The 13,574-nt window shown below is 38.9% G+C and carries 11 protein-coding genes and 1 tRNA gene; 8 read left to right on the top strand and 4 right to left on the bottom strand.

Annotated features, from left to right (window positions below):
- Nucleotides 1-1,287 carry a M14 family metallopeptidase gene (locus tag BLQ18_RS13150; RefSeq protein ID WP_090297125.1) on the bottom strand — a complete coding sequence of 429 codons (1,287 nt, stop codon included), beginning with the start codon at nt 1,285-1,287 and terminating at the stop codon, nt 1-3.
- 225 nt (nt 1,288-1,512) lie between these two features.
- Here BLQ18_RS13150 and BLQ18_RS13145 point away from each other — a divergent pair, with 225 nt between their 5' ends.
- From BLQ18_RS13145 to bshB1, 3 genes are read left to right on the top strand one after another with little or no spacing between them, the layout of a single operon-like run.
- Nucleotides 1,513-2,922, top strand: coding sequence for an MATE family efflux transporter (locus tag BLQ18_RS13145; protein ID WP_090297122.1), 1,410 nt, complete (start codon nt 1,513-1,515; stop codon nt 2,920-2,922).
- A 35-nt stretch (nt 2,923-2,957) separates the two neighbouring features.
- Nucleotides 2,958-4,127: a trans-sulfuration enzyme family protein gene (locus tag BLQ18_RS13140; protein WP_090297118.1), complete on the top strand. Its 1,170-nt coding sequence runs from the start codon at nt 2,958-2,960 to the stop codon at nt 4,125-4,127.
- Between the two features lie 6 nt (nt 4,128-4,133).
- On the top strand, nt 4,134-4,856 hold the full coding sequence (bshB1, locus tag BLQ18_RS13135; protein WP_090297115.1) for a bacillithiol biosynthesis deacetylase BshB1: 723 nt from the start codon (nt 4,134-4,136) through the stop codon (nt 4,854-4,856).
- Here the strand turns inward: bshB1 and BLQ18_RS13130 are convergent, their stop codons facing one another.
- Entirely contained in the window at nt 4,857-6,827 is a 1,971-nt protein-coding gene (locus tag BLQ18_RS13130; protein ID WP_245668121.1) for a tetratricopeptide repeat-containing sensor histidine kinase, read from the bottom strand.
- Between the two features lie 383 nt (nt 6,828-7,210).
- On the opposite strand from BLQ18_RS13130, the gene BLQ18_RS13125 reads away from it, so the two are divergent.
- Nucleotides 7,211-7,286 (top strand) — tRNA-His (locus BLQ18_RS13125).
- A 106-nt stretch (nt 7,287-7,392) separates the two neighbouring features.
- Here the strand turns inward: BLQ18_RS13125 and BLQ18_RS13120 are convergent.
- Nucleotides 7,393-8,946 carry a M28 family peptidase gene (locus BLQ18_RS13120; RefSeq protein ID WP_090297109.1) on the bottom strand — a complete coding sequence of 518 codons (1,554 nt, stop codon included), beginning with the start codon at nt 8,944-8,946 and terminating at the stop codon, nt 7,393-7,395.
- Between the two features lie 132 nt (nt 8,947-9,078).
- Between BLQ18_RS13120 and BLQ18_RS13115 the strand changes: the two genes are divergently transcribed.
- Both BLQ18_RS13115 and BLQ18_RS13110 read left to right on the top strand, forming a co-directional pair.
- Nucleotides 9,079-10,335, top strand: coding sequence for an NAD(P)/FAD-dependent oxidoreductase (locus BLQ18_RS13115; protein ID WP_090297106.1), 1,257 nt, complete (start codon nt 9,079-9,081; stop codon nt 10,333-10,335).
- An 83-nt stretch (nt 10,336-10,418) separates the two neighbouring features.
- Nucleotides 10,419-11,348: a hypothetical protein gene (locus BLQ18_RS13110; protein ID WP_090297102.1), complete on the top strand. Its 930-nt coding sequence runs from the start codon at nt 10,419-10,421 to the stop codon at nt 11,346-11,348.
- 18 nt (nt 11,349-11,366) lie between these two features.
- On the opposite strand, the gene BLQ18_RS13105 is transcribed toward BLQ18_RS13110, so the two are convergent.
- Nucleotides 11,367-12,011: an alpha/beta hydrolase gene (locus BLQ18_RS13105; protein ID WP_090297099.1), complete on the bottom strand. Its 645-nt coding sequence runs from the start codon at nt 12,009-12,011 to the stop codon at nt 11,367-11,369.
- A gap of 62 nt (nt 12,012-12,073) precedes the next feature.
- Here BLQ18_RS13105 and BLQ18_RS13100 point away from each other — a divergent pair, with 62 nt between their 5' ends.
- Together BLQ18_RS13100 and BLQ18_RS13095 are read left to right on the top strand one after the other, a co-directional pair.
- On the top strand, nt 12,074-12,496 hold the full coding sequence (locus tag BLQ18_RS13100) for a PaaI family thioesterase (protein WP_090297094.1): 423 nt from the start codon (nt 12,074-12,076) through the stop codon (nt 12,494-12,496).
- Entirely contained in the window at nt 12,477-13,538 is a 1,062-nt protein-coding gene (locus BLQ18_RS13095; protein WP_090297091.1) for a chorismate-binding protein, read from the top strand. The genes BLQ18_RS13100 and BLQ18_RS13095 overlap by 20 nt, the downstream gene beginning before the upstream one ends.
- Nucleotides 13,539-13,574 lie beyond the last annotated feature (36 nt).

Below are 13,574 nucleotides of genomic sequence, written 5' to 3'. Positions count from 1 at the left end.
CTATTTTTCCAATAAAAGCTTCATAATTTCTTCAGCTGCAACTTTTCCCTTTTCCTTTAGGAAAGCTCTAGAAGTATTGTCACCCAATTCAAAAACGATGGCAGGCATTCCGTGGTGCACATAAAAGTACTTGCTGGAAACCATTGTATTTTCAATATCGTCCGAAGCACGAACGTTGGTCTGCTTTTGAGGTAATCTTTCACTGATGTTCTCTATCCAATCAAAAATGATTTTTCCCTTTTCACCAGTAGCCGTGGTATCAATAGGGTAATAGATATCATCCCAAGTAGAGTGGAAATCCGCTCCAAAAACAAAGTCATAGTCTTTGTCTTTCTCAACTAGAAAATCACGAACATTTCGGGTTTCAGGCTGATTGAAGTTCTGCCAATCCCTGTTCAGGTCAATTCCGCCCATGTTGTGTCTCCAGTGGCCATTATCGGCTCCATCAGGATTCATTAACGGCACATTGAAAACAACATGTTCTTGTCTAAAAGCTTTTGCCAAATCAGAATCTCCTGTAATGGTTTCAATAAAGGATTTCATCACAATAAAACCAGTAACCTCAGGTGGGTGCTGTCTGGAAATGATCATCAAGGCTTTTTTTGCTTCTTTGTTTTCATTGATTTCCATCACTTTCATGGTTCTCTTTTCTTTGGAAAGACCAATGGGATAATTCTCAATAAAGGGTTTTTGACTCAAGGAATCTACCCATTCTTGAACAACGGAAGAGGTATACAATTCCTGAGCCGTAATCCAAGTTGGATTTTCAGTAACGCTGATGGTCAATTCGGCAGATTCTGGTGCCGCACCCAATCCAAATTCACCCTCACCTGGATTTATGGGTTTAAAATAAATGCTGTCCAATGGCTTAAATGTTCTACCATCCGTACTAATTTTTGGGTAATACCTGCTTCGAGAATCCTGGTATTTCAATTCTACCTTAATATCCCTCGCCTCGGTTGACCATACTTTGAATCCATACCAAGGGCTCACATTGATCGGGGTATTTTCCGCAGTCACCCAAATGGTATAATGGTCATCACCATCATAGGCAACACCGTTTAAACGGGCACCATCAAACTGGTTGGAGAAAAATGTGGTACTGTCGTTAAATGCCCAAACCCCACGCCATTGCTTTTGAATGGGCTTGTCCACCGTGGGAACTATTGGGCTTTTTCCCTGACCTTGATAACCAGAAGATGTTGTTTCGGCTTCTTCAGGGGATTTTTTACAGGATAACATTCCTAGGGCCAGAGCAGCACTTAGGATAAAGACTTTTTTAAACATAAAATATTGAGTTAGTTGGACTGCTAAGGTAAGCACATGCTAATTAGCAGAAAATGAAAAAAGTATAATAATGTTTCCGTTTTTTTTGCATATTTGCATCATTATGAAGCTATAAGAATTATGTACGCGATAGATGTCACCGTTGGGGAAACCCGATTTATGTAACCGAAAACTCCTCGGTTACTCGACATTTCACTTCTTTTTTCACACATAATTCTTTTTATAATGACGAATCAACATACAAATTCATTTAAAAAATTTATTCAGTATTTCTGGATAGCTATTTCTGGTAAGGAAACTGAATTTACTTCGGGAAGCATCCGAAAGGCGATATTTATGCTTTCCATTCCCATGATTTTGGAAATGCTCATGGAATCCATTTTCGCATTGGTGGACATTGCCTATGTTTCCAGTGTTAGTGTTAATGCGGTGGCGACTATTGGATTGACGGAATCCGTAATCACTTTGGTCTATGCCTTGGCCATTGGTTTAAGTATGGCTGCAACGGCCGTGGTTGCCCGTAGAATTGGCGAAAAGGATGTTGCTGGAGCTCGAATAGCTGCAGTACAGGCCATTAGTTTGGGTGTTTTAATCTCCATCATAATCGGAATCATTGGAATTATTTATGCCAAGGATATTTTGGCTTTGATGGGCGGCGAACCTGATTTAATTGCGGAGGGATATGGTTACACCCAATTTTTGATTGGAGGGAACATCACAGTGGTCTTATTGTTCTTGATCAATGCCATTTTCCGAGGTGCGGGAAATGCATCCATTGCCATGTGGGCCTTGGTGCTTTCAAACGGACTCAACATTATTTTGGACCCCATGTTTATTTTCGGTTTTGGTCCAATCCCTGAATTTGGCGTGATGGGAGCAGCCATCGCTACGAATATTGGTAGAGGAACCGCTGTAATTTTTCAGCTGGGAATCTTGTTCTTTGGTTGGGGTAAAATCAAATTGGTGGCCAAAGATTTGGTCATCAACCTTAAGGTAATGTTGAACTTGATCAAGGTTTCTTTAGGTGGAATTGCCCAATTCTTGATCGGTACTTCCAGCTGGATTTTCCTTATGCGCATCATGTCCGAATTTGGCAGCGAAGTATTGGCGGGTTACACCATTGCCATCCGCGTGATGATGTTCACCTTAATGCCATCATGGGGAATGAGCAATGCTGCAGCTACATTGGTGGGTCAAAATCTTGGGGCCAAACAACCTGACAGGGCAGCCACTTCCGTTTGGAAAACTGGAAAGTACAACGCCATTTTTATGGGAACGGTTTCTTTGGGATATCTACTTTTTGCCAATAGCATTATTTCGTGGTTTAATACCACCCCAGCAGTTGTTAAGAGTGGTGCCCTTTGCTTACAAGTAATTGCAGCGGGCTATATTTTCTATGCCTATGGCATGGTGATGAGCCAAGCGTTCAATGGGGCAGGGGATACCAAAACTCCAACAAAGATCAACTTTTTATCCTTTTGGTTGTTCCAATTGCCCATTGCCTATGTAACTGCAATTATTCTGGATTGGGGTGAAATAGGTGTTTTTATGGCCATTACACTTGCGGAAGTTCTGCTGGCAATTCTAGCTATTGTTTGGTTCAAAAAAGGCAAGTGGAAGCAAGTTCAAGTATGATGGGTTTCGTATCTTTAGCCTAAAGATTGACCAACATGACTGACAACAAAAAAGGACTCAATACTATTTGCACCCATGAGGGTGAATTAGAGGATACCTTGTTCAAAGGAGCAGTGTCTCCTTTATATATGAGCACTTCCTATGAGTTTGAAGATGTAGACGTAAAAAGATACCCAAGATATTACAACACGCCCAATCAAGAGGCATTGTGCAAAAAAATGGCAGCCTTGGAGCATACTGAGGCTGCTTTAATTTTTGGTAGTGGAATGGCCGCCATCAGCACAGCCTTAATGGCATTTTTACAGGCTGGTGACCACGTGGTTTTACAACAGACCATATATGGAGGTACTTACCATTTCGCGGTAAGCCAGTTTGAAAAGTTTGGTATTTCCTATTCGTTTACCTCTGGTTGGGAGGTTGAAGATTTTGAAAGAGAAATCAAACCCAACACAAAAGTGTTGTACTTGGAAACTCCATCCAATCCCTTGTTGACCATTACCGATATAAAAGGTGTGGCTGATTTGGCCAAGAAGAAAGGAATCTTGACCATGATCGACAATACCTTTGCAAGTCCTGTGAACCAAACTCCTGTTGATTTGGGAATTGATATAGTGATCCACAGTGCTACCAAATACATGGGAGGTCACTCCGATATTTGTGCTGGTGTGGTTATGGCCTCCCAAGAGCATATGGATAAGGTTTGGCAAACTGGGATTTGTTTTGGGGGAAGTTTGAGCGATTACACCGTTTGGTTATTGGAGCGAAGCATCAAAACCATGGCGATTCGCGTAAAAGCCCAGAATGAAAATGCCATGAAGATGGCTACCTATTTAAGTCAAAGTAAGGATGTGGATAAGGTGTATTATCCTGGATTGGTTGATCATCCTGGGCATGAATTGGCAAAATCCCAAATGACAGGTTTTGGAGGTATGTTGTCTTTTGAATTGAATTCAGATATTGATGCCTCTTTGTTCTTCAAAGAGCTACAGTTGATAAAACCATCCATGAGCTTGGCTGGTATTGAGAGTACTATGCTTTCTCCTACTCAAACCTCCCATTCATTGATGAGTGCGGAAGATAGGGCCAAGCAAGGCATTAAAGATTCCCTGATACGTTTTTCGTTGGGAATTGAGGATATAGAAGATTTAATTGCGGATATTGAACAGGCCATTGCCAAAGTAAAATCCATGACCGTTACTGCATAAATACACATGAAGTTAGATATTTTAGTTTTCGGCGCGCATCCAGATGATGCCGAACTAGGGGCTGGTGCCACTATTGCGAAAGAGGTTGCCAATGGAAAAAAAGTGGGAATCGTTGATTTGACCCGAGGAGAATTGGGTACCCGTGGTTCTGCTGAAATCAGGGACCAAGAAGCCGCAAATGCCGCCAAAATATTAGGTGTTTCCGTTCGTGAGAATATGGAATTCGCCGATGGGTTCTTTGTAAACGACAAGCAGCACCAGTTGGAACTCATTAAAATCATTAGAAAATACAGACCAGAGATTGTATTGTGCAATGCCATAGATGATCGTCATATTGATCATGGTAAAGGTTCAAAATTGGTAAGCGATGCCTGCTTTTTGAGTGGGCTGGTAAAAATTGATACCAAAATGGATGGAGATGACGAATGGCAAGCTCCTTGGCGTCCGAAAGTTGTGTACCATTACATTCAATGGAAGAGCTTGGAACCTGATTTTGTGGTGGACGTTTCAGAATTTATAGAAAAGAAGACCGAAGCTATCATGGCCTATAGTTCACAGTTTTATGATCCTAACAGTGATGAACCTGAGACACCAATCAGTAGTAAAAACTTTACCGATAGTGTCAATTATCGTGCTAGGGATTTAGGTAGAATTGTAGGAGTTGAATACGCTGAGGGCTTTACCGTGGAGCGTTTTGTTGCCGTCGACAGTTTGGACAAGTTGATTTGATCAACTGGCTTTTTGGTATCTTTTTTCAGCTTTTGGTATCGTGAAATAGAATGTTGTTCCTTTTCTAACAACACTTTCTACCCAAATATTCCCGTTGTTTTTCAGGATCATTTCCTTACATAGAGATAAACCAAGCCCTGTCCCTTTTTCATTATTGGTTCCGTAAGTGGTTACATTGGACGAGCTTTCAAAAATCTTTTTCTGCATTTCTTCGTTCATACCCACACCAGTGTCACGAATGGAAATTTCCCAAACATTTTCTTTCTCCTTAGCGTCTATGGTGATGAGGCCATTTTCTGGCGTAAACTTGATGGCATTGCTCAACAGGTTTCTAACGACAATATCAATTTGATTGTTATCTGCCCAAATTCTTGGGTTATCAGGTAGCTGATTAATGATTTTGATGGATTTACTCTTCGCAATTTCAGACAATAACTGAATGTTATTGATCACTATATAACTTAAAGAAATACGCTTCGGCTTGGTCACCACTCCGTTCATTTGGTTTTGCCCCCACGAAAGCAAGTTGTTCAATGTAAAGGAAATATTCTCTACATCGGACTTAAGTTTTGGAATAAAAGAAAGGAACTCATCTTTGGTGATGTCTCCATCGGTAAACATTTTAAGCATACTTTGTAGTGCTCCAATAGGACCTCTTAGGTCGTGACCAATAATTGAAAAGAGCTTGGTCTTGGTACTGTTGATTTCATTCAACTGTACTTCACGTTCTGCCACCGCAATTGATTTTTCTTTAAGCTCCTTATTCAATTTTTTCTGAATGTTTTCACTTCTGCGAATAACAAAAGTGATAATACTCAAAATCAAAAGAATGATAACGGAAAAATAGATGTAGTTTCTTTGTTTGGCAAGTGCTTGTTGATTGGCCTTAATCAGTTCCTGTTTTTCTTGCTCGTATTGTAGCTTAGTTTCCAAAAGCGATAAGCTCTGTTTGCTTTTATCTTTGGACAACGAATCGGAAAGCATTTTAAAACTTTCAAGAAATGCTAAAGCCTCTGTATCGTGATTATTTTTTTTGTGCAGTTTATACAAGGTCTCAGAACAATCAATTTGTCCTTGAATGGATTTTATCTTTTTGGATAGGTCCAATCCTTCCTGTGCATATTTATAGGACAAACTATCGCTTTCAAGTCCTAAATAGGCCTTGGCCAAACCGTTCATCAATTGAATTTTTACTCGATCATCATCGATTTGATGTTTAAAAAGCTGATTACTCTGATCAAACCAGTATAATGCCCATTTATATTTTTGTTGATCCAGATAAATATCACCTTTTACTTCATAGGCATAAGCCAGCCAATCGATGATTTCGTGCTTTTCAAAAGTATTGATGCTTCGGTTGATGTTGAACATTGCATTCTTAAAGTCCTTTGCATCCTTGTAGAGCGTTGCCATGTTGCTCTGGGTTTCCGCATCCACAATTTCGTTGCCCAATGTTCTATTGATTTTTTGAACGGTGTCATAGAACATTAAGGCATTTTTAAAATCCTTTTGATCTGCATAAAGACTAGCTATATTTTCATTAAGAATGGAAAGTGCTTCCAGCTCGTTTACCTTTCTGGCAATATCAATACCTTTTAGGTTTAGGTTGAGCGCCTCAGCATAATTGCCTTCAAAACTTGCATTTTGTGCAAGCACATTTAAGATGGAGATTTCAGATACATAATCCTCAGTCTCTTCTGCAAGATAAAGGGCATCCTTATAAAGAGGCATAGCTTTTTCACGTCTGCCTTTTTCATAATAATAGCTGCCCATTCCACGAAGCCCATTAATTTTTCCATAGGAATAATCAACGGCTTCACTGTACTCAAACACTCTTTTTGAAATGGAATACACACTATCAATATCCAAATACCTATAGGATTTACCTAGTTGAACCAATAAGTTAATGTGGGTGGTATCGGATGGGTTAAATTTGTTGGTCGACTCCAGTCGTTGAAATTTATACTCCAAACTGTCCTTTTTATTGGACTGAGCTTTGCCCGTCAAACTTTGAAACAATATAACGGTGCATACCAATACATGTATCGGTAGTTTTTTTAAGTTAAGATTGAAGTTTTTTTCTGACAACAAGTGGTTGAATTATTTACGGTAAAAATAATTTTCAAACCCATATCCGAGAATTTTTTGTTGTGAAATGCTCGAAATTATGTGTTTGGTCTAACAAAACGTGCATTTGGTCGACAAATTATACCTTTGGAGTACTTTTTTGGTTCCGAGAGGTTTATAGTGAGATTGAAAAAGGATTTGAGATACCCTTTTAATAAATGCATCTTATTTGTAAAAATATTTTGGTTGAATCAATACAAAAAAGTATTTTTGCATCCGCTTTAAATGGTGGTTGTAGCTCAGCTGGTTAGAGCGCTGGATTGTGGTTCCAGAGGTCGCCGGTTCGAACCCGGTCTTCCACCCTTAAGTTGTAAAATCCCAAGCTTTACGGTTTGGGATTTTTTTTATGGAACAAACCAAAAAAAGGCCCTTTTAATGGGCCTTTTCGTTTTTTAAGTAATCTATTTTCTTAGTCCGTGGCTTTATCTACAACCAATTTGTTGTCCTTATTTGCAATTTCCCAAGCTGTGTAAAATATTAAACGGCTACGGTTTTCCAATAGGTCATAATTGATTTTATCAGGAGTGTCCCCAGGTCTGTGGTAATCTTCGTGGGTACCATTAAAATAAAAGATGATCGGAATATTGTTTTTAGCGAAGTTGTAGTGATCACTTCTGTAATAAAAACGATTGGGGTCGTTTTCATCATTATAGGTGTAATCAAACTCTATGTTGGTGTATTTTTTATTGATGTCTTCTGAAAGCTCATGCAATTCAGAACTCAATTTATCGGAACCAATAAGGTATAGGTAATTTCTTTGCCCTTTGTAATTAGGATCAATTCTACCGATCATATCAATGTTTAGATCAACAACAGTGTTTTCCAAAGGAAAAATAGGATCTACATCAGTATAATATTGAGAACCAAGCAATCCTTTTTCTTCTCCAGTTACATGTAAAAATACAATCGAACGCTTTGGTCCATTGCCCTCATCGGCTGCTTTTTTAAAGGCTTGTGCTATTTCCAATAGTGCTACGGTTCCCGAACCATCATCATCGGCCCCATTATTGATTTGTCCACCATCTGTGATTCCGATATGGTCCAAATGCGATGAAATAATTACATATTCGTCTGGCTTTTCGGAACCCTTCAAAATGGCTACCACATTTTCCGAACTCATTTTCTCATCGGCTGCAGCAATATTCAAGCTTAATTTTACAGGAACATTTTGGGCTTTGTTATCCGTTTCAATATCACTTTTAATGGCTGTAGCAGCTTTTTCATCCAAATAAATAAGAATATTGTCATTGCCTAAAGCAGTCAATTGCATTCTACCACTGTTGTTGTTTTTCATAAATTCAAAATACCCTTTGAATCTAGGAAATGTCAACGCATCAAAATAAAGAACCCCTTTGGCACCTTTGTTCAATGCAATTTCTGTTTTTTTACTAGTAGCTTCAGATGCATTGCTCCAAACCGATTTTTCCATGGAACCTGTTAGGGTATAAATTCCATTTTCAACAGGCTCCCCTGCTTTGATCAGAACAAACTTGCCCTTAACATCAATTCCGTTATAATCGGAATACTCGCCATCTTCAATGCCGTATCCAACATAAACAATGCTGTTAACTTCTTCTTTTGCTGCTGAAAATGTTACGATATTTTCACCCAACTCCAAGGTTGTGTTATTGATGCTAATATTTCCCACAGGAACCTTAGATACTTCCAGGGGTACATTTTGAAAATAATCACCATTGGCTTGTGCTGCTGGAATTCCCATTTCTTCATAAAAAGACTTCAAATATTCCACCGCCTTTTTTTGTCCAGCAGTTCCTGTTTCCCTGCCTTCAAATTCATCTGATGCATAGGTGTACAAATGGTCTTTTAAATCGTTTTCTGTAATGGTTTCGCCGTAGGCAACGGGATCTAATATTTTAGGAGCCTGAGGAGCTTCCGTAACTGTTTTCTGCGAAGAGTTGCAGGCAAACATCAGCCCAACGGCCAATACTAATAATTTTCTCATCTATTAATTTATTTTCAAAATCTCCCAAAAGTAGTCAAAAACTTGCTAAAGAATTCGCAATATATGCATTAACATTATCGTACCCTTTATGTATCTTGGCGCTCTTTTAATTTCTAGGTCAAAGGCAGTTATATGGGGAAGAATAAAAGTGTTATTGTTGTTGGGGGAGGTATTGTTGGACTATCAACAGCTTACTTTTTGCAAAAGGAAGGACATGAGGTTACGGTTTTGGATAAATCGGATATTACTTCAGGAGCTTCATTTGTTAATGCTGGGTATTTAACACCGAGCCACATTATTTCATTGGCTTCACCTGGAATGATTACCCAAGGATTGAAATATATGTTCAATTCTGCAAGTCCTTTTTATATGAAACCTCGATTAGATCCAGAGTTTATTAAATGGGCCTGGAATTTTAAAAAGTCGTCTACAAAGGAAAAAGTAGCTATCGCAATGCCTATAATCCGTGATATTAATTTATTGAGTCGTTCACTTTATGAAGACATGCAAAAGTCTGGTGATTTGGGCGATTTTGAAATAGGGGACAAGGGACTTTTAATGATGTACCAAACCGATGCCGCCCGCGATCATGAAATAGAGGTGATTGAAAAAGCAGCTCCTTTAGGATTGGAAGGAAAAGTTCTGAGCTTGGAAGAACTTAAAAAATTGGAGCCCAATGTGGAGTTGAATGCAAAAGGAGCCATTCTTTGGGAGTGCGACCGACATACTACACCACCATTAATTATGAAAAGATTGTTGGAACACCTGGAGAAATCTGGAGTGACCATCAAGAAAAATGAGGCTGTTTTGGATGTTTCGACCAGTAACGGAAAAATTACCGAAGTAAAAACAGAAAAATCATGCTACAAAGCAGATGAAGTAGTTTTTGCAGCAGGTTCATGGACTACTGGCATAGCCAAAAAACTTGGTGTAAAAGTGCCTTTGCAAGCAGGAAAAGGGTATCGAATTAACATGGAAGCTCCCACTCATATTACCATGCCAGCCATTTTAATGGAAAAGAAAATTGCCGTGACCCCGATGGAAGGATTTACCCGTTTTGCTGGAACCATGGAGTTTTCGGGAATTAACCATACTATCCGAAAGGAAAGGGTAGAGGCCATTGCAGCTGGAGTTGAGGCCTATTATACTGGACTTAAAATTCCAGAAGCAGATAAAAGCAATGCCAAATGTGGATTACGCCCTGTTTCTCCAGATGGTTTGCCTTATATCGGAAGAGCAAAGGCATTCAGTAACCTAACTATTGCTACGGGACACGCTATGATGGGTTGGAGTTTGGGACCTGCCACAGGTAAAATGGTTACTGAAATCATTTCAGGCAAAAAATTGTCTATGGACATTAGTCCGTTCCATCCACAGCGTAGGTTTTAAAAATAGTGTTGATACTGTAAAAATAGGCACGGTATGTGCGATAAATTTTTTGGTTGCCCCTATTAAAAGGCTAATTTTACAGCATGAAAAAACACTATACCATCTTTTTCCTTTTTTCTGTTTTTATCAGCCTAACAAGTTGGTCACAAGAAGTTCAGATTTTCCATGTTAGGGATTTTGATCTTGTGGGCAAAGTAAAATCTTGTTTGGTGATCACGGATTATGGCCGTGAACTTTTCGAATTTAACGAAGATGGTATTTTAGTAAAGACTGTAACCCAATACAACGAACAAGACCAAGATATTACCTATTATAAATATGAAGGAGTAGAATTGGTTGAAAAACGAATGGAAAGTTACAAAAACAATACCTTGGACGAATCCACTTCCATGGCCAATTTTTACGAGATTGATACAGTTCCGAATCGGAAGGTGTTGGAAAAAATAATTTCCTACGACAAGCAATTTTTGGAGCAACAAGAGTATCAATACGATGATCTAGGAAATTTGGTTCGTATAGTTTCTTCGAATACAGATGGGGTAGATGAGACCACTTTTGAACATACCCAAGTAAAAAATGAAACTACGGTGAGCACCTTTACCAATGGCATACTTGAAAAATCTGTACGTACTTCCGAAAAAAATGGCCCTAAAGGAACACAAAAGGTGGTATTAACCAAGGAGTATATCGATGGTGAACCAAACCGAGCCACCGAAGAGGTGTTCAATACAAATAATAAGCTGGTGACCCACGAAGATTTTGTGTACGACCTCAATGAAAAGGAATTTGTGTCGCAACAAAAGCAATACTACCAGTATTCGAATAATAGTTTAAGCAAGGTGGTAACCAAAACCCTGAATACAGAAGCTGCTGAAGAATATATTTTTCAGTATGATAGTCACAAACCCAGCAACTGGGTAAAACAAATTGTTACGCCCAAAAACAACTACACTACGCGAATAATTAAATATTACGAGGAAACTGAACCTTCAGAACAGTCCAATAAAAAGTAATTTTTTTTAGGAGAGGTTTTAAATCAACCCTTCGATAATTTCGGGTTTTACTTCATGGGTGCCTTCAAAATTTATGACCTCGGCTTTTCCTTGAAACAGATTTTCGTATTTCACATGTTCGGCTTCCAATCGTTCTGGAGTTAGGAATTCATCATTGTCACCATAAATTATTTTGATTTTGGTTTCATCAAAATCTAAAAACTCAAAATCTGTAGGTGTAAGCTCATTGGGTATTCCTCCCGCATAAAGCACCACCAGTTTACAGTTCATTTTACGTTGGGTCAACCATCTGGCAGCGACAGAAACCCCTTGTGAAAATCCAAAAAGGATAAAATTCACATTATTTGGAAGGGATTCAGCATCAAGAACTGCATCAATATAACTGAGCACATTATTGATTTCGGTGGTTGTATTTTCTTTGGTCAACCAGCTTGCACCGACATATTTAAATTCGTTTTTCAAATAATATTTCGATGGAGCTTGCGGAACAATAATGTAGTTTTCTTCAGCATTTAGTCCATTGAAGTATTTTACAAAGTATCTGCTTAAATACCCATACCCATGAAAAACCAACCATACATTTTTTGTTTTTGGGGTTAACTCGTTCTGGGTCAAGTATGTATTTTCTGTGGTATAGGTTACGGTCTTTTCGGTGTTGGACATGATTGGTCTTACCTATTTAATTATTGCAAAAGCTTTGTGTAATTTTACAAAAAACTAGAAGGATGAACGAGCACAAAGAGAAAATTCTGTCCGTTTGCAACGAAATATGCAAGGGCACCATGATGGAGACATTGGATATAACTTTTATAGATGTTGGAGAGAATTTTCTGTTAGCACAAATGCCCGTAACACCAAAGGTGCATCAACCCGATGGCGTTTTGCATGGAGGAGCTTCCGTGGCATTGGCTGAAAGCGTAGGCAGCGCCGCATCCTATATTTTTTTGGATGGAAAGGAGTTTTTTGTGAGAGGAATTGAGATCGCGGCTAATCACGTTAAATCCATTCGGGAAGGGTATGTGTATGCCAAGGCTTCTATTTTGCACAAAGGCAGAACCACCCAACTTTGGGAAATAAAAATCACCGATGGAGAGGGTCAACTGATTTCCAACTGTAAATTGACAACCATTGCATTACCCAGAAAATAAGTCGGCAGAAGACCTTTTTCATAAAATTGAGGAGAGTTTTGAATCAAAACTTCCTTTTGTGGTGTATCGCAAACCTCAAGAAAATAAACTCACTGCCGTTTTTCAACAAACAGATCACCTTCATTTTGTAAAGGATTTTACGGAACGAGGGTTTGTTTTTGCTCCCTTTGTTTCGAAAGATGACCTTGTTTTGATTCAACCAGATTCGGTTTTGGAGATTGAAGCAGCATTTGAAAACAAACTCGAAAGTTCGTCAATTTCACCAAAATTAGATGATGAAGAAGCTCATGTTCAATTGGTGGAAAAGGGTATTCAAGAAATTCAAAAAGGGAACCTTAAAAAGGTGGTGCTATCTCGAAAAATAGAGGTTGAAGTTTCAAAGGACCCCACCACCATTTTCAAATCACTTTTAGGAAAATACTCCAATGCATTTTGTTATTTGTTTCATCATCCAAAAGTGGGAACTTGGTGTGGTGCCACGCCTGAGACTTTGGTAAAATTGAAGCAAAATGAATTGTTTACAGTCTCCTTAGCGGCAACCTTACCTTTTCAAGAAAATGTAGAACCAAAATGGGGAAGTAAAGAGGTGGAGGAGCAACAAATGGTTTCTGATTATATCAATGGTCAGCTCACCCCATTTATGGACCAATTGGATATTAGCAAAGCTAAATCTGTTAGAGCGGGGAATTTATGGCATCTACAATCTGAAGTGAAGGGAACCTTGAGCTCCAATGTTGTTTTAAAAGAAGTGATTTCTGCTTTGCATCCCACACCTGCGGTTTGTGGAATTCCTACCAAAGAAGCTCAAAAGTTCATTTTAGAAAATGAGAATTACCAGCGTAGTTATTACACTGGATTTTTGGGCGAAATCAATTTAAAAGCATCTAAAGAAGTTTCCCTTTATGTGAATTTAAGGTGTATGGAATTCAAGGACTCAATCGCATCTATTTTTGTGGGTGGCGGAATCACTGGAGCATCCAACCCAAAATTGGAATGGGAGGAAACCCAAAACAAGAGCAAGACCATGCTCAACATCCTCTAAAATCCTATTTCAGAATTTAGGCGAATCCCGTTCAAG

Origin of the sequence: Flagellimonas zhangzhouensis, assembly GCF_900102925.1 — a bacterium.
GTDB classification, from domain to species: domain Bacteria; phylum Bacteroidota; class Bacteroidia; order Flavobacteriales; family Flavobacteriaceae; genus Flagellimonas; species Flagellimonas zhangzhouensis.
This window is presented reverse-complemented; position numbering and strand designations above follow the sequence as displayed.